The 16,301-nt window shown below is 68.2% G+C and carries 15 protein-coding genes; 6 read left to right on the forward strand and 9 right to left on the reverse strand.

Annotated elements, in window-relative coordinates:
- Nucleotides 1–140: 140 nt before the first annotated feature.
- Both GOAMI_RS09240 and GOAMI_RS09245 read left to right on the forward strand, forming a co-directional pair.
- Nucleotides 141–1,172: a nucleoside hydrolase gene (locus GOAMI_RS09240; RefSeq protein WP_006436221.1), complete on the forward strand. Its 1,032-nt coding sequence runs from the start codon at nucleotides 141–143 to the stop codon at nucleotides 1,170–1,172.
- A gap of 68 nt (nucleotides 1,173–1,240) precedes the next feature.
- Nucleotides 1,241–2,191, forward strand: coding sequence for an LLM class F420-dependent oxidoreductase (locus GOAMI_RS09245; protein WP_006436222.1), 951 nt, complete (start codon nucleotides 1,241–1,243; stop codon nucleotides 2,189–2,191).
- A gap of 19 nt (nucleotides 2,192–2,210) precedes the next feature.
- Here GOAMI_RS09245 and meaB read toward each other — a convergent pair whose 3' ends face one another.
- Genes meaB through GOAMI_RS09260 form a run of 3 tightly spaced genes read right to left on the reverse strand, consistent with a single transcriptional unit; the run spans nucleotide 2,211 to nucleotide 7,425 of the window.
- Nucleotides 2,211–3,209 carry a methylmalonyl Co-A mutase-associated GTPase MeaB gene (gene meaB, locus GOAMI_RS09250; protein ID WP_006436223.1) on the reverse strand — a complete coding sequence of 333 codons (999 nt, stop codon included), beginning with the start codon at nucleotides 3,207–3,209 and terminating at the stop codon, nucleotides 2,211–2,213.
- Nucleotides 3,209–5,494, reverse strand: a complete 2,286-nt coding sequence (gene scpA, locus GOAMI_RS09255; protein ID WP_006436224.1) for a methylmalonyl-CoA mutase — start codon at nucleotides 5,492–5,494, stop codon at nucleotides 3,209–3,211. The genes meaB and scpA overlap by 1 nt, the downstream gene beginning before the upstream one ends.
- On the reverse strand, nucleotides 5,491–7,425 hold the full coding sequence (locus tag GOAMI_RS09260) for a methylmalonyl-CoA mutase family protein (RefSeq protein ID WP_006436225.1): 1,935 nt from the start codon (nucleotides 7,423–7,425) through the stop codon (nucleotides 5,491–5,493). The genes scpA and GOAMI_RS09260 overlap by 4 nt, the downstream gene beginning before the upstream one ends.
- Before the next feature lie 165 nt (nucleotides 7,426–7,590).
- Between GOAMI_RS09260 and GOAMI_RS09265 the strand changes: the two genes are divergently transcribed.
- The 3 genes from GOAMI_RS09265 to GOAMI_RS09275 are packed head-to-tail and all read left to right on the forward strand — an operon-like array spanning nucleotide 7,591 to nucleotide 9,631.
- Nucleotides 7,591–8,349 carry a TVP38/TMEM64 family protein gene (locus GOAMI_RS09265; RefSeq protein WP_006436226.1) on the forward strand — a complete coding sequence of 253 codons (759 nt, stop codon included), beginning with the start codon at nucleotides 7,591–7,593 and terminating at the stop codon, nucleotides 8,347–8,349.
- A gap of 53 nt (nucleotides 8,350–8,402) precedes the next feature.
- Nucleotides 8,403–9,011 (forward strand): hypothetical protein, encoded by a 609-nt coding sequence (locus GOAMI_RS09270; protein ID WP_006436227.1) that lies wholly within the window; start codon nucleotides 8,403–8,405, stop codon nucleotides 9,009–9,011.
- Nucleotides 9,008–9,631: a hypothetical protein gene (locus GOAMI_RS09275; RefSeq protein WP_006436228.1), complete on the forward strand. Its 624-nt coding sequence runs from the start codon at nucleotides 9,008–9,010 to the stop codon at nucleotides 9,629–9,631. Before GOAMI_RS09270 ends, GOAMI_RS09275 begins: the two co-directional genes overlap by 4 nt.
- 29 nt (nucleotides 9,632–9,660) lie before the next feature.
- Here the strand turns inward: GOAMI_RS09275 and GOAMI_RS09280 are convergent, their stop codons facing one another.
- The 3 genes from GOAMI_RS09280 to GOAMI_RS09290 form a co-directional block, all read right to left on the reverse strand.
- A complete protein-coding gene (locus tag GOAMI_RS09280) occupies nucleotides 9,661–10,854 on the reverse strand; it encodes an SPFH domain-containing protein (protein WP_040004712.1) in 1,194 nt (397 codons plus the stop codon).
- 45 nt (nucleotides 10,855–10,899) lie between these two features.
- Complete coding sequence (locus GOAMI_RS09285) at nucleotides 10,900–11,328, reverse strand: NfeD family protein (RefSeq protein ID WP_006436230.1); 429 nt, start codon at nucleotides 11,326–11,328, stop codon at nucleotides 10,900–10,902.
- A gap of 65 nt (nucleotides 11,329–11,393) precedes the next feature.
- Entirely contained in the window at nucleotides 11,394–12,221 is an 828-nt protein-coding gene (locus tag GOAMI_RS09290; protein ID WP_006436231.1) for a DUF3097 domain-containing protein, read from the reverse strand.
- 119 nt (nucleotides 12,222–12,340) lie between these two features.
- Between GOAMI_RS09290 and GOAMI_RS09295 the strand changes: the two genes are divergently transcribed.
- Nucleotides 12,341–13,189, forward strand: a complete 849-nt coding sequence (locus GOAMI_RS09295) for an Rv1486c family protein (RefSeq protein ID WP_006436232.1) — start codon at nucleotides 12,341–12,343, stop codon at nucleotides 13,187–13,189.
- On the opposite strand, the gene GOAMI_RS09300 is transcribed toward GOAMI_RS09295, so the two are convergent.
- The 3 genes from GOAMI_RS09300 to inhA form a co-directional block, all read right to left on the reverse strand.
- Complete coding sequence (locus tag GOAMI_RS09300; protein ID WP_006436233.1) at nucleotides 13,159–13,785, reverse strand: hypothetical protein; 627 nt, start codon at nucleotides 13,783–13,785, stop codon at nucleotides 13,159–13,161. The genes GOAMI_RS09295 and GOAMI_RS09300 overlap by 31 nt on opposite strands.
- Nucleotides 13,786–14,304: 519 nt before the next feature.
- Nucleotides 14,305–15,396: a ferrochelatase gene (locus GOAMI_RS09305; protein ID WP_006436234.1), complete on the reverse strand. Its 1,092-nt coding sequence runs from the start codon at nucleotides 15,394–15,396 to the stop codon at nucleotides 14,305–14,307.
- 17 nt (nucleotides 15,397–15,413) lie between these two features.
- Nucleotides 15,414–16,253 carry an NADH-dependent enoyl-ACP reductase InhA gene (gene inhA / locus GOAMI_RS09310; protein ID WP_006436235.1) on the reverse strand — a complete coding sequence of 280 codons (840 nt, stop codon included), beginning with the start codon at nucleotides 16,251–16,253 and terminating at the stop codon, nucleotides 15,414–15,416.
- Nucleotides 16,254–16,301 lie beyond the last annotated feature (48 nt).

Here is a 16,301-nt window from a genome sequence, read left to right on the forward strand (position 1 = left end):
TGTCGATGAGAGTCGTTGTGGGTGCATCGCGTTCCTCTGCGGCCGTCGCGCCGACGGCGGTCCGTCCGGCATCGGCAGGGATACTAGGGAAGGCCGGGGCGGCGCGGGTGTGGTCACCGCAGACCGGGCACAATTGTGACGTGACCCAGCGCCTGTTCTTCGACTGCGACACCGGTATCGATGATTCGGTGGCACTGCTCTATCTGCTGGCCCGCGCCGATGTCGACCTCCTCGGCATCGCCTCGACGGCCGGGAACGTCCCCGTGGACGTGGTCACGACGAACAACCTGTCCTGGCTCGAACTCTGCGGCCGTCCCGAGATCCCCGTCCACGTCGGGTCGGCCACTCCCCTCGTCGCCGACCTGATGACGACCGAGGACACCCACGGTCCACTGGGCGTCGGCCATGCCGAACTTCCCACCCCGACCATCACGGCGAGCCACGTCGACGCCGCGGATGCCTGGATCGAGGCGTCGCGAGCTCACGACGGCGAACTCGTCGGGCTGGTGACCGGGCCGCTGACCTCGCTGGCGACCGCGGTCCGCCGGGATCCGGCACTGCCGTCCCGCATGCGCCGGCTGGTGATCATGGGCGGCGCGTTCCACACCCACGGCAACACGACGCCGACCTCGGAGTGGAATGTCGCCGTCGACCCGGAGGCCGCCGCAGAGGTCTTCGCGGCGTTCGGTACGGCAGGCGCACCGGAGCCCATCGTGTGCGCGCTGGATCTCACCGAGCAGGTCGTGATGACCCCGGACCACGTGGTGCGCCTGGCCGCCGCGTCGGGAAGCACACCGCTCGAATGCCCGGACCCCGGCGACGAACGGGGTCTGCGTTCGGTTGCCGACAACCAGATCATCCGGCACCTCACCGATGCCCTGCGCTTCTACTTCGAGTTCCATCACGACCACGACGAGGGCTACATCGCCCATCTCCATGACCCGTTCGCGGCGATGGTCGCACTGAGCCCCGGCCTCGTGGCCACCATTCCGGCGCGCGTGGGCGTCGAGCTCACCGGAACCCTGACGCGCGGGATGACGGTCGCGGACGAACGCTGGATGTCGCCGCTGGGACCCAACGCCCGCATCGCCACGGCCACCGACCTCGACTCCGTGTTCGACAATCTCATCGAGACGATCGGGACCTACGCTCGCGCACTCGTCCGGATCTGAGACCCCCACCGCCGTCTGAGGTGTCAGCGAAGCGAGCACGACGGCCCATCGGCACCTACGGTTGACCGGTGACTCGACTCGGTTATCAGATCGCCAACTTCACCTACCCGGACGTTCCCCCCGAAGGGCTCTTCCCCACCGTCGTCGCGCAGGCGCGCGAGGCCGAGGGCTCCGGTTTCGACACCGTCTTCGTGATGGACCACTTCTATCAGTTGCCCATGCTCGGTGAACCCGACGATCCGATGATCGAGTGCTACACACTGCTGTCCGCGCTCGCCCAGCACACCTCGACGGTCCGCCTGTCGTCGCTGGTCACCGGTAACACCTACCGCAACCCCGCGTTGCTGGCGAAGACCGTGACCGCCCTCGACGTGGTCTCCGGCGGTCGAGCACAACTCGGGATCGGGGCTGGATGGTACGAGCACGAACATGATTCGCTCGGATTCGAGTTCGGTAGCTTCAGCGACCGGTTCGAGAGGTTGGAGGAGGCCCTGCAGATCGTCCGCGGCATGCTCGCCGGGGAGCGCCCCAGCCTCGACGGCAAGCGGTACCGCGTCACCGATGCGCTGAACGTGCCTGCACCGCTGTCGAAGATCCCGGTGATGATCGGCGGCGGCGGCGAACGCAAGACCCTGCGGATGGTCGCGCAGTACGCCGACGAGTCGAATCTGCTGTGCGCGCCCGAGGACATCCCGCGCAAGCTCGATGCGCTCGACGAACACTGCGAGCGCCTCGGACGCGACCGGTCGGAGATCACGGTGACCGTGCAGACCTACACCTGTATGGCACCCACCCACGAGGAGGCGGTCGCCGAGTACGAGGCCTACGTCCGGCGCACGCCGGCGGCCGCGATCCGGCGCGGACAGACCATCGTCGGCGATCCGGACGAGGTCGGCGCCCGGTACGCCGACATCCTGGCCGCGGGCGTCGACGGTTTCACGGTCAATGCGGCCGCCAACGGCCATGTGCCGGGTCGGGTCTCACACCTCGGTGAGACGCTCGCGCCACTGATCGGCTGAGCGGAGGCCGGCGCGGCGATCAGCGATTGTCGAAGGCGTCGACGATGCGCTGGGCGGCGAGCGCCGGCGTGAGCACACCTTCGCGCAGCTCGTCCTCGACCGTGCCGCGGATGTCGCGGACGCCGGGCGACTCCGCGAGCCGGCTGAGCACGATGTCGTGGACCATCGACCACGTCCAGTCGATCTGCTGCTGGTTGCGGCGGGCAGTGAATTCGCCCGCCTCCCTGAGGGTCTGGTTGTGTTTGACGACCGTGGCCCAGAACTCGTCGATACCGGTCTTCTCGATCGCGCTCATCGTCAGCACCGGCGGTGTCCAGAGGGCGTCGTGCGGGTAGATCAGTCCCAGGGCGTTCCGCAGTTCGCGAGCCGCACCCTTCGCCTCGTTGAGGTGTTTGCCGTCCGCCTTGTTCACCACGACCACGTCGGCGAGTTCCAGGACACCCTTCTTGATGCCCTGCAGCGAATCCCCGGTGCGGGCCAACGTCAGGAAGGTGAAGGTGTCGACCATATTGGCCACGGTGACCTCGGACTGCCCGACACCCACGGTCTCCACGAGCACGACGTCGAAACCCGCGGCCTCCACGAGCACGATCGACTCACGGGTGGCCTTCGCCACACCGCCGAGCGTGCCGGAGGTCGGTGACGGACGGATGTACGCGTTCTTCTCCGTCGACAACCTGCCCATGCGGGTCTTGTCGCCCAGGATGGAGCCGCGGGTGCGCGTCGAACTGGGGTCGACGGCGAGAACCGCCACCTTGTGCCCCAACTCGACCAGGTGCATGCCGAGCGCCTCGATGGTCGTCGACTTGCCCACGCCCGGAACGCCGGTGATGCCGACCCGGAACGAGTTGCCCGCGTGCGGGGTCAGCTTGAGCAGCAACTCCTGCGCGGCCGCCCGATGATCGGGGCGCCTGGACTCCACCAGGGTGATCGCACGCGCCAGGTCGGCGCGGCGATCGGCCAGCACGGCATCGGCCAGCGCGTCGACGTCGACGCGACGCCGAGGACTGTCCGCCATCAGTTCGCGGCCACCCCGGGCAGTTCCAGGCCGAGGGTGTCGGCGAGCTTGCCGATGAGCTCCACGGCCGAGTCGGCGATGACCGATCCGGGCGGGAAGATCGCGGCGGCGCCCGCTTCGTACAGCTCGGCGAAGTCACCCGGCGGGATGACGCCGCCGACGACGATCATGATGTCCTCGCGCCCGACTTCCTTGAGCGCCTCCCGCAGTGCGGGAACCAGGGTGAGGTGACCGGCGGCCAGCGACGACACACCCACCACGTGCACGTCGTTGTCGGCGGCCTGGGCGGCCACCTCCTCCGGCGTGGCGAACAGCGGGCCCACGTCGACGTCGAAGCCGAGGTCGGCGAAGGCGGTCGCGATGACCTTCTGGCCGCGGTCGTGACCGTCCTGGCCCATCTTGGCGACCAGCACGCGCGGCTGGCGGCCCTCGGCCTCGGCGAACTGGCGTACCGCCTCGATCGCCGCGTCGATGTTGCTCACCTCGCCTGCCTCATGTCGATACACCCCGCTGATCGTCTTGATCTCCGCCTGATGACGACCGTAGACCTTCTCCAGCGCCTCGGAGATCTCCCCGACCGTCGCCTGATGACGCGCAGCCTCGATGGCCAGGGCCATCAGGTTGTTCTCCATGCCACCCTCCGACGACGCCGCGGCGCGGGTCAGGTCGGTCAGTGCCGCCTCGACCGCGGCGGAATCCCGCTGTGCGCGAAGGGTGCTGAGCTTCTCGAGCTGCTCGGCGCGCACCTTGGAGTTCTCGACCTTGAGGACCTCGATCTCCTCGTCGTCGGCCACCTGGTACTTGTTCACACCGATCAGCGGCTGCTGACCCGAGTCGATGCGGGCCTGCGTGCGGGCCGCGGCCTCCTCGATACGCAGCTTCGGCAGACCCTCGTTGATGGCCTGCGTCATGCCGCCGGCCTCTTCGACCTCGCGAATGTGCTTGCGCGCCTTCTGCGCGAGCTGGTGGGTGAGGGTCTCGACGTAGTTCGAACCGGCCCACGGGTCGATCGGGCGCGTGGTGCCCGACTCCTGCTGCAGCAGCAGCTGGGTGTTACGCGCGATGCGGGCCGAGAAGTCGGTCGGCAGGGCGATCGCCTCGTCGAGCGCGTTGGTGTGCAGCGACTGGGTGTGACCCTGCGTCGCCGCCATCGCCTCCACACAGGTGCGGGCGACGTTGTTGAACACGTCCTGCGCGGTCAACGACCAGCCCGACGTCTGCGAATGTGTGCGCAGCGACAGCGATTTCGCGTTCTTCGGGCCGAACTCGGCGACCAGCTCGCTCCAGAGGAGACGAGCCGCGCGCAGCTTGGCGACCTCCATGAAGAAGTTCATGCCGATGCCCCAGAAGAAGGACAGACGCGGCGCGAACTTGTCGATGTTCAGACCGGCCTCGAGGCCCGCACGGATGTACTCGACGCCGTCGGCCAGCGTGTAGGCCAGCTCCAGGTCTGCGGTCGCGCCGGCTTCCTGGATGTGGTAGCCGGAGATCGAGATCGAGTTGAACTTCGGCATCTTCTGGCTGGTGTATTCGAAGATGTTCGAGATGATCCGCATCGACGGCTTCGGCGGATAGATGTAGGTGTTGCGGACCATGAACTCTTTGAGGATGTCGTTCTGGATGGTCCCGGCCAGCTTCTCCGGCGGCACACCCTGCTCCTCGGCCGCCACGACGTAGAGCGCCAGGATCGGCAGCACCGCACCGTTCATCGTCATCGACACCGAGACGTTGCCCAGGTCGATGCCGTCGAAGAGCTGACGCATGTCGAGGATCGAGTCGATCGCAACACCGGCCATGCCGACGTCTCCGGCGACGCGCGGGTGGTCGGAGTCGTACCCACGGTGGGTCGCGAGGTCGAAGGCCACCGACAGACCCTTCTGACCGGCCGCGAGGTTACGGCGGTAGAAGGCATTGGACTCGGCGGCGGTCGAGAAACCCGCGTACTGCCGGATCGTCCACGGCTGGTTCACGTACATCGTCGGGTACGGGCCACGGATGAACGGGGCCTCTCCGGGAACCGAGTCGAGCGGGTACGGATGCTCGGCGTCGTCGAGGATCTCGTCGCGATCGGTGCGGGTGTACACCGGCACGACGTCGATCTGCTCGGGGGTGTTCCAGGTGACCTGGTCGACCGAGTAGCCGTGTGCGGAGGCCAGTTCCTCGGTGACCGGCGCACCGGGTCCGGCGACTGTCGTGGCCGGTCCCCCGGTGAGCTCGACCCCGGCGAAGCTCGGGATCGACCGGGCCGAATCGGACTGTGACAGGTTGGGTTCGGTCTGGGTCATGCCGTCGCTCCCGAAGTAGAGAGAAGCTGATCGAGGAGATCCCCGAGGGTGCTCACCGCGTCGATACCGACGCGCAGCGAACCGTCGGGACGATCATCGGATTCGGGCCATTCCTTGTCCGGGCCGGCGAGCAGGACCTTGGCGAGACCGGCCGCACGTGCGGCCGCGAGCGCCGCCGGACCTTCCTCGGCATAGCGCGCCTTGGTCCCGCAGATGACCGCGATCGGGGTGTTCGCACCGGCCACCGCGTCGCCGATCTTGTCGGCGGTCAGCGGGCCGGGGTTGACCACGGTGATGCCGCCGGCACCCAGCAGGTTGGCCACGAAGGTGGTGCGTCCGTTGTGCTCGGCGACGCTGCCCAGCGGAATGAGCAGGATCGACGGGCGCGCACCCTGCTCGGCGAGCACCACGTCCGAGCGATCGCGCAGCGCCTCGAAGGCACGGCCGACACGGGCCAGCTTCGGGGTTCCGGTGACCACATCGGTCACGCCCGACACCGAGGCGCCCCGGGCATCGGAGAGGGCCCGCTCGTCGATGTTCGGGAACTCGTTGACGCCGGTGACCGAGATGCGTCGGTGTGCGACCTCGGCGTCGCGTCGGGCCAGCGAGGCCTCGACCTTCTCGGCGATCCAGCCGCTGTCGAGAGCGGCGCGGTAGCCACCGGCGGCCTCGACCTCGGTGAAGACGGCCCATGCGTTGGCGGCGAGGTCGTCGGTCAGCGACTCGACGAACCACGAACCGCCGGCCGGGTCGAGGACACGTCCGATGTTGGACTCCTCGAGCAGCAGCAGCTGGGTGTTGCGGGCGATGCGGCGCGAGAAGGACGCACTCGAGGTGCGCTTGTCGGCCGGGATCGTCGCGTCGTACGCCAGGACGGTCAGCTGGTCGGCGCCGCCGACACCCGCGCCGAATGCGGCGATGGTGCTGCGCAGCATGTTGACCCACGGGTCACGCTGGGAGTACATCGACAGGTCCGTCACGCCATGGGTCAGTGCACCACCGGCGTCGGGCGCACCGACGACCTCGGCCACCCGGGCCCAGATCTTGCGCAGCGCACGGAACTTGGCGATCGTCGCGAACTGGTCGTCGTCGGCCGAGACGCCGAAGGTGATCTGGTTCAGTGCCGCCTCGGCGGACAGACCGGCGGCGGTCAGGTCACGCAGATGCGTGACCGCGGCGGCCGCCACGAGAGCGAGTTCGAGGCCGTTGTCGGCGCCGGCCGTCGCGAAGTCACTGCCGTCGACGCGGAAGGTCCGGACCCCGGCGGAGAGGTTCGACGCGGCGAGCGCGGTGGCCTCGTCGGCGTCGACGGTGGCACGACCGGAGAACGCCGCGGTCAGCGGCGAGAGTCCGAAGGAGTGCGTGGTCGCCGCGGTGGGGGGTGCGGCGACCGGTGCGGCCTGCGCCTTCTCCTTGAGCGACAACAGTTCCCGGGCGGCGGCGATGCCCTCGGTACCGGCGTCTAGCGTCACCGGCACGAGGTCGAGGTACACACCGCGCAGGACAGTGGCGAGGTCGGCGACACCGAGGCCGCCACCGGGCTTGCCGACGGACAGCCAGAGTCCGCTGGTGCCGTTGGCCATCGCCTCGAGTACGAGTTCGTTGACGTCCTCGGCCTGGGTCGCGTCGTCGCCGAACCGCTCGGTGACGCGCCACCCGGTGGTGACGTCACGAGCGGGATCGGCGCCACGAACGTATGGGAACCGGCCCGGCAGGCCGGGTTCGGTCGTCTCGTCGCGACGTGTGTACAGCGGCCGGATGGTCAGCCCGTCGGCGGTGTCGGTCGAGAGCAGGGCCTCCGGAGTATCCGGGAGCTCGTCGACGTCGACCCCACGCGATTTCGCCAGAACGGCCGCGGCGGCCTTCGACCACGCCTGGTAGGCGCCGTCGAGATCTGACTCGGGTTTGGGCTGGTCAGTTTGCTGTGGCATGTGGGGAAGCACACCTCCGTGAGTGCTCTGTGCGAGCGCGTACACGACCTTAGCCGATCGCTCGCTCGGCCCATCAACAAGGTCGGCGTGAACTGTGCCACCCACCAGGGTGCGTGCAGGTCGCAGGGTCGAGGGGTCTCGTGAGATCCAGAGTAGAGTGTCCGGATGCCCCAGCCAGCCCCCGTCACCGAGGTGACCCCCGACGCGGCGGGCCGCCGACGGCGAGTCGTCTTCGACCGGCGGGTCGTGCGGCGCGCACTGGCCGCCGCCGCTCTCGTGGCACTGGTCCTGCTCGGGTCCTACTTCATCCCACTGCCCTCGATCGGCAGCGTCCGCGCCTGGGGCGACGACCTCGGGCCGGCTTTTCCGTGGCTGTTCTTCGCGGCATATGCGATCGTCACGATCGCCCCCATCCCCCGCTCGACCTTCACCGTCATGGCCGGGATCTTCTTCGGTCCGGTCGTCGGCTTCGTGGGGGCGATGATCGCGTCGTCGATCGCGGCGGTCGCGGCCTTCGGTCTCGTGCGGGCACTCGGACGCGACCGGGTGCGGCCGTTCCTCAAGAAGCCGGTCGTCAAGGCCGTCGAGTACCGCCTCGAACGTCGTGGCTGGCTGGCCGTCGGTTCCCTCCGCCTGATCGCGGCCTGCCCGTTCTCGGTCGCGAACTACTGCTCGGCGTTGTCCTCGGTACGACCGGTGCCGTTCACGGTGGCGAGCATCATCGGCATGGCTCCGGGCACCGCGGCCGTGGTGATGCTCGGCGACTCGCTGACCGGCGAGACCAATCCGCTGCAACTACTGGTCAGCGGCGCACTCTTCGCGGTCGGGATCGCGGGATTGATCCTCGACGCCCGGTTGCCGGTCGCGTCCGATGGTTCTCAAGCACCCAGGCCTGAGAAGGGATCATCAAGCTCCCTCACTTGATTCATCTAGTCCTAGGACTTGATTGTGCTCGATCAAGCTCGTAGGCTTGTGTGATGTTCGTCATGACCGTCGATCAGCGGGGAAGCCGCACCGACATCGATCGCGTCGACGCCGTGCTCACCCGCCTGGGCGACGTCGACACGGTGCGCTCCTTCGAGCGCACCGCCGGCGACGAGATCCAGGGTGTTCTCGACGATCCGACGACCCTGGCACATCTCGCCGTGGAACTGACCGCCGACGGCCACTGGAGTGTCGGCATCGGCACCGGCGGCGTGGAACAGCCGCTGCCCTCCTCCACGCGCGCCGGCCGCGGAGCCGCCTTCCTCTACGCCCGAGACGCGGTCGAGGCGGCCAAACGACAGCGGATACCACTGTGCGTGCGCGGACCCGACGCCCGATGGTGCCGTCACGCACAGACCGCCGGACGCCTGATCAGCGACATCGTCGCCACCCGGAGTGCCGCCGGGATCGAGGCGGTGGCACTCATGCGGCGGGGACTCACCCAGGCCGACGCCGCGGGCGCCCTCGACATCACGCCGCAGGCCATGAGCCAACGGCTCCGCGCCGCCGGTTGGGATCTGGAACCGGATGCGCTGGACCTCCTCGCCGACGCGCTCGCCGAGGCCGATCGTCATGCCTCGGACGCGGAGCTCGCGCGATGACCGGCACCGCACTCGTCCTCCTCCTGCTGACCGTCGTCGCGCCGGTGCTCTGGCTCGGTGTCGAACACTGGATGCGCGGACGTGCCCGGGATGGACTGGCCGTGCCGCGTTCGGCGGCGATCATCCACACCATCGGCTTGATCGTCCTGCTGGGCCTCGCGACCGCGACCGCAATCGTCGCGGCGACGGCCGGACCAGCCGCCGGATTCGCCGCCGCGGCGGCTCCGGTGATCGCGGCGATCGCGGCCATCACCGGTGGCGGTCCGGTGGTGCGGGCGGTACTGCAACTCGGCGGCGTCCGGGCGGGTCCGACGCCACCGCACGACCCTGACGCCGACGACACCGACACCGACACCACCGAGACGGAACCGTCCGACCCGACGGAGGTCGGCCCGCTCCGCGGCGGACGCGTGATCGGCTACCTCGAGCGACTCGCGGTCGTCACGACGCTGATGGCCGGATGGCCGGAGGGACTCGCGATCATCCTCGCGGTGAAGAGCCTCGCGCGCTATCCCGAACTACGCGCCCCGCAGGCCTCGGAGCAGTTCATCATGGGCACCTTCGCCTCGGTGCTGTGGGCGATCGGCCTCGCGGGCATCGAACACCTCATCACGACCTGATATGCGCGTCCGGTCCCAGCTGTCGTGACCTAGCCGGGAGTGCCGGGGGTGGTACCGGTCTCCTCGATCGCGGCATCGAGCGACGGGTGCCGTGACGACCGGCCCATCCCGGTACCGATCTCCGGGGCGACGGGTTTGCGGGCCACCGCCTCGGCCTCGGCGACGGCCTGCGCAACCTTGGGGTCGGAGGCCAGCGAGAACCAGTCCTCGGTCTCCGACTCGTCGACCTGCGAGGGCGGTGAGTCGGTCGGCTCGTACCGGAACACACCGTCGTCGCCCTGGACGCCGAAGGACTTCGCGAAACCCTGCAGTGCCGAACCGAAGTCGGACGGCACGACCCAGACCTTGCTGCCCTCGCCCTTCGCCATCTCCGGCAGCTGCTGGAGATATTGGTAGGCAAGCAGTTCCGGGGTGGGCTTGGCGGCCTTGATCGCCGCGAAGGTCTTCTCGATGGCCTTCGCCTCGCCCTGCGCGTTCAGGTAGTACGCCGCGCGATCACCCTGCGCGCGCAGGATGCGCGACTGCCGGTCCGCCTCGGCGGCGAGGATCGCAGCCTGCTTGGCGCCCTCGGCCGCGAGGATCTGCGACTGCTTGTTGCCCTCGGCCGTCTTGATCGCCGACTCCCGTTGTCCTTCCGCGGCCAGGATCGTCGCGCGCTTCTCGCGGTCGGCCTTCATCTGCTTCTCCATCGACTCCTGGATCGACGGCGGCGGCATGATCGACTTGAGTTCGACGCGGGCGACGCGCAGCCCCCACCGGCCGGTTGCCTCGTCGAGCACTCCGCGCAGCTGCCCGTTGATGGAATCGCGCGAGGTGAGGGTCTCCTCGAGGGTCATGCCGCCGACCACGTTGCGCAGCGTGGTGATGGTGAGCTGCTCGACGCCGGCGATGTAATCGTCGATCTCGTAGACCGCCGAACGCGGGTTGGTCACCTGGAAGTAGACGACGGTGTCGATGGACAGGGTGAGGTTGTCCTCGGTGATCACCGGCTGCGGCGGGAAGGACACGACCCGCTCACGGATGTCGACGCGCGCCCGGATCCGGTCGATGAACGGCAACAGCAGGGTGAGCTGTCCCGACGCGGTGCGGGTGTAGCGGCCGAGCCGTTCGATCACCGCGGCTTCCGCCTGTGGGATCAGTGCCACCGATTTGACCAGCACCACCACCACGAGCAGAACCAGCAGTACGACCACGACCAGGCCGAAGATCTGATAATCGTCCATCATTCACCTTCCTCGCGAAACGTCGAGCAGGTCAGGGTCGAGGGATCAGGGGTGCCACACCACCGCGGTCGCACCGTCGATCTGCACGACGGTCACATGGGTTCCGGGTTCGATGACCTGTGCGGGATCCATCGTCCGAGCGGACCAGATGTCGCCCCCGATCTTGACCCGGCCGTCGTGCTGGTCCACCTTCTCGGTGACGATCGCCGCTCGCCCCTCGAGGGCCTCGGTGTTCATGAGCACGGCGGGACGGTTGAGCATGTGGCGTTTGGCAACCGGACGGACCGCGACGAGCAGCAGCACCGACACGACGGCGAAGACCAGACCCTCGACCCACAGGGGCGGCTCCCAGACGAAATCGACACCGGCCGCGGCAAAAGCACCACCGGCCAGCATGAGCAGCACCAGTTCGCCACCGAACATCTCCGCGACCACCAGGACGATCGCGGCCGCCAACCACAGCAGGGCGCTCATGTGTCCAGTCTGCCAGAGTTGTCGGGGCCCCTCCGGTCCTCGGACGCGCGAGCATGCGGAATGCTCTAGCCGGCCTCCTCCGCGGCCGTCACGAAGTCGATGAGTTCCTCGACGGACCGCAGCAGATCCACCTCGAGGTCGCGATAACTGCTCACTCCGCCGAGCACCCGGCGCCATCCGTCTCGGGGGTCACCCCAGCCCAGCTCGGCGCACACGCCGGCCTTCCAGTCGGTGCCGCGCGGGATCTTCGGCCAGGCCGTGATCTTCACCGACGCGGGCTTCACCGCCTCCCACACGTCGATGTAGGGATGGCCGCACACCAGCACGTGCTCGCCGACCTCGGCGGTGAGATGGGCTTCCTTCGAACCGGCGACGAGATGGTCGACGAGGACCCCCGCGCGCCGGTGCGGGGCGGGCTGGAACTCGGCGAGCGCCTCTTCGAGGTTGTCGAGGCCGTCGAGGCTGACGACCACCACGCCCTCGGCCCGCAGGTCGTCGCCCCACACTCGTTCGAGCAGGGTCGCGTCGTGCACGCCTTCGACGAAGATCCGGCTCGCCCGCGCGGTGCGGGCGCGGGTGCGGGGTGCGGCGCGCGAACCCGACGCCGTCGTCGCGGGCTTCTGGGGGCCGCGCGTGCGCGGGCGCACGAGGGTCACGGTACGGCCGTCGATGAGGAATGCGCCGGGGTTCATGAGGAACACACGGGTCCGGCCGTGCCGGTTCTCGAGGCGGACGAGGTCGCCGGCGTAGCTCTTCTCGAGACCGACGACGGCACCGCAGAATCCGGTGGCGGCGTCCTCGACCACGAGGTCACGGTCGGCGGCGACCTCCACCGGACGCGGCTTGGCCCGGCGTGGCTGGGACAGCACATCGCGTCCGTACCGGTCATCCATCGCGTTCCACCTCTCCGGTCCCTGGACATCTGCGTCCAACACCGTATGCGCCCGGGACACCGGCAGCGGGTTGCCACGCCCGGCGACCGGGAGGGGGACGGCGGTATCGTTGTCTCCTGATGAAACGCAGCGACATCCTCCCTCACATCGTCGCGTGGCCGACCTGCGCCCTCGGCGCCTGGGCGGCTGAGTGGCTGACCGGACGCTGCTCCCCCGACGACGTGATCGAGGCACTGGCCGAATCCGCCGACCGGCACGAGGTGCAGAGCGAACAGTCCACGTCCGCAACGGAATCCGGCAGCAACATACACAACGGCAGCGGCGTACTCGACCTGCTGGGCTTGCTGAAGTCAGCCCGACGGTTGGCCGTGCGCCTGCCGTCCACCGGCGATCCGCAGGGCCTGCCACCGAATCCCGCGACGTCGAAGGCACTGATCACCGGCGAGGTTCTCCTGGTCGACGACTCGGACACGGCCGGCACCCTCGCACTCGTCCCCGAGTTCTCCACCTTCGGCATCGATCCCCCGTACGTGACGTGCCGGTGGACGGTCTTCCGGTATGCGGATCGGCTGGACCTCGACCATCTGGTGTCGTCCGGACCGTCTGCGGGTGACCTGGAATACGATCTGCGGCAAGCAGTCCGCGATGCGGCCATGATCATCGGCGGCCTCGGCGGACGCCGATCGCTCGACGCGGGCGACCTCCGCAAGGAGCTCGCGGTCCTCATCGCCCGGCATCGCGTCGCCCTGCCGCCGCATGCGCTCGACGCCCGCTCGACCCGCCTGATCGACACCGCCGCCCAGGTCGAGGCGATCGTCGACCTGGCCGGCACCCGCCGGGTGGAGATCGGGGACAGTGCGGGCCAATGGGATTCGGGTGACTCCGCCCTGCGCGGGTTACAGACGCTCACGAGAACCGCACGCGCTGCCGCCGTCAATCACACGATCGGTGAACTACTCCGGCGCTGAGCCGCGAGGTCCGGCCCTCTCGGGTCCGGCACCGGACCCGGCCTCGGCGGCCGCTCGGAGACGAGGCCGTACATGGTGATGCCGTTCCAGTCCTCGGCTGCGAACTCCGCGGCCCCCCACGCCAGCGCGTACCAGTCACGCAGCCGGGGAGATCCGGTCCAGGCGTAGTACGGCCGGGATGCCGCGGTACAAAATCGCTCCACCTCGCGCATCATGGCGGTCAACACACGACCGCCGCGTTCCTCTGCCGCCACGATCCCGATCCGGAGGTTGACCGCGTCGTTCACCGGCGGCGCCATCTGCGGACTCCTCAGGAGTTCGGCGACGCATTCCCGTACTCCGGGAACAGTCGCCACCACTGCGAAATCGGCTGGGGTCAGCGGCGGCTTGCCCCCGGGTGACAGGTCGGTGTCGTGTGGCTGGAAGACCAGCATTCCGACGAGACGGCCGTCCCGCCGTGATCCGATCACACATCCCGCGTCCAGCAACGGCCGCAAGAGTATCTCTGCCAACCATCTGCGCAGCGAAAGGTCGGCTATGCACTCACCGAGCAGCCAGCTGTACAGCGGGATCTCGTGCAGGGTGTCCGCGAGCAACTCGACCCCTGGCCGAGATCGTCGGCGTCGAGGATAATTGTTTCAATCCCCTCGAATTGTTCATCACTCATAGCAGGTCACAGCGCTTTGGAGACGACATCGAAAAAAATCAGTGGAAACACCTCGGGTGGACCGCGTCATTGCCGCGGCCCACCCGAGAAGGCTTCTCACACCGTCGGAGTCGTGTCGTCGCCACCCTCGATGGAACCGGTGATCAGGGATTCCAGGATCGGTTCGAGGACTTCGGGACTGAGTTCGATGTAACCGTCTGCCATTACAGATTTCCTCTCTCACAATCGCAACCCGGGACGGGAAGCTAAGTAAGCGAATGGCATTCTGCGGACGACGGGGCCACTTGTGCAGTCTCCCGTTATTCGATCGTTACCCGTGCAAACCATTTACGATTTGAGGGCGTTCGCTGCCCTTTAAGGATTCAAATCCGACAATATGTCTCAGAAATGCACTTAAACGGACGTCAATCAAGATGCATGATTTCGTCCCGGACTTATGGAGTCCCGGTTATTGCCCGCCGGACGAGGTGGTCGGCCGCCGCGATGGGCGCGCGGCAGGCACGCAGCACCGGTCCCGGCACACCCGGCCGTTGTCGCCGCAGCCCATGGCGGCCAGGTCGCCACCGCCGGTGGCGTAGTTCTCCACGAGTTCGCCGATCATCTCGACGAACCGCGGGTCCGTACCGACGGTGTCGGCGCGGACGTACTGCATGCCGAGTCGTTGAGCCGTCTCGGCGGCCTCGTTGTCGAGGTCCCAGATCACCTCGAGGTGATCGGAGATGAATCCGACGGGATAGACCACGACCCGTCGGACGCCCTGTGCCGCAAGATCTTCCAGGTGGTCACAGATGTCCGGTTCGAGCCACGGGATCTGCGGGGGTCCCGACCGCGACTGCCAGACCTGGTCGAAGTCGTCGACGCCGAGCGCGTCGGCGACGGCCCGCGACGCCGCCAGCACCTGGCGGGAGTACAGACCGCCACCCTCGGCGGCCGGCCCGGAGGCGGCGTCGGCCGAGTTCGGGACGGAGTGCGCGGTGAAGACCAGGCGCACCGGGTCGGCGGACTCACCGAGCGCCTCGATCCCCCGACGAACGGCATCTGCACCGGCTGCGGTGAATGCGGGATGCGACCAGTACTGCGGCAGCTTGCGCAGCACCACAGCGCCCTCGCGTGTGGTGCTCGCGGGTTCGCGTTCGGCGAGCGCCGTCAGCGCGCGGTCGATGTCCTCGTGGTACTGACGGCATCCCGAGTAGCCGCCCCATGCGGACGTCGGGAAGACGAGGATCCGGCGATGCCCGGCCCGGTACATCTCGGCGAGGGTGTCCTCGGCCATCGGATGCCAGTTGCGGTTGCCGAAGTAGACCGGCAGGTCGAGACCGCGGCGTGCCAGTTCGGCGCGCAGGCCGTCGATCATGTCCAGGTTGAGCCGGTTGATCGGCGACACCCCACCGAAGTGCAGGTAGTGCTCGGCGACCGACTCCAGTCGCTCCCGTGGTATCCCCCGGCCCCTGGTCACGTTCTCCAGGAAGGGCATCACCTCGTCGGGCCCCTCGGGGCCACCGAAGGACAGGAACAGGACGGAATCGAAAGCGGTCTCCACTGCGTGTCTCCCCAGGCTCACGACCCGGAGGTCATGCCCTCCGGGAACCAGGTGTTGTGGCTGGCGCCGCCGTCGACATAGACGATGGAGCCGGTCGTGCCCGGCAGCCAGTCGCTCAGCAACGCACAGACCGACTTCGCGACCACGGTCGGATCGTCGACGTCCCAGCCGATCGGCGAGGCACCGTCCCAGTACTCGTTGAGCATGTTGAGCGGCTTGGCGTCGTCGGTCGCGGTGCCGGCGATGGCCTTGGCCGCGAGGGTCTTGATGGGTCCGGCGGCGACCAGGTTGGAGCGAATGTTCTTGGCGTTGCCCACCTCTCGCGCCACGTAGCGGTTCACCGACTCGAGGGCGGCCTTCGCGACGCCCATCCAGTTGTAGAACGGCATGGCGGTGCGCGGATCGAAGTCCATACCGACGATGGAGCCGCCCTCGTTCATGACGGGCAGCACGGCGCGGGCCAGCGACGCGTAGCTCCAGGCCGAGATCTCGAAGGCCTTCGCGGCGTCGGGACCGGGTCCCTCGAGGAACGGCTTGGCGTCCGGACCCATCAGGGTGCGCGGCGCGAACGCGATCGAGTGCATGACTCCGTCGACGCCCTGCGGGGCGATCTCGCGGATCTTGCCGGCGAGCGCCTCGAGGTCTTCCTCGTTGGTCACGTCGAGGCCGATGGCCGGCGGGACCTCCTTGGGCAGCCGCTTCGCGATCCGGTCGATCAGCCGTAGCCGCTCGGGGATGCCGGTGATGATCACCGTCGCGCCCTGCTCCTGCGCCATGGCGGCCGCGTGGAAGGCGATCGACGCATCGGTGATGATGCCCGTGATGAGGACGGTCTTCCCGTCCAGGATTCCGCTCACGAAGATGTGCTCCTGAGATCGACGTTGATTGAGATGTGGTGTGGCCGG

Origin of the sequence: Gordonia amicalis NBRC 100051 = JCM 11271 (assembly GCF_000332995.1) — a bacterium.
Classification (GTDB): Bacteria; Actinomycetota; Actinomycetes; order Mycobacteriales; family Mycobacteriaceae; genus Gordonia; species Gordonia amicalis.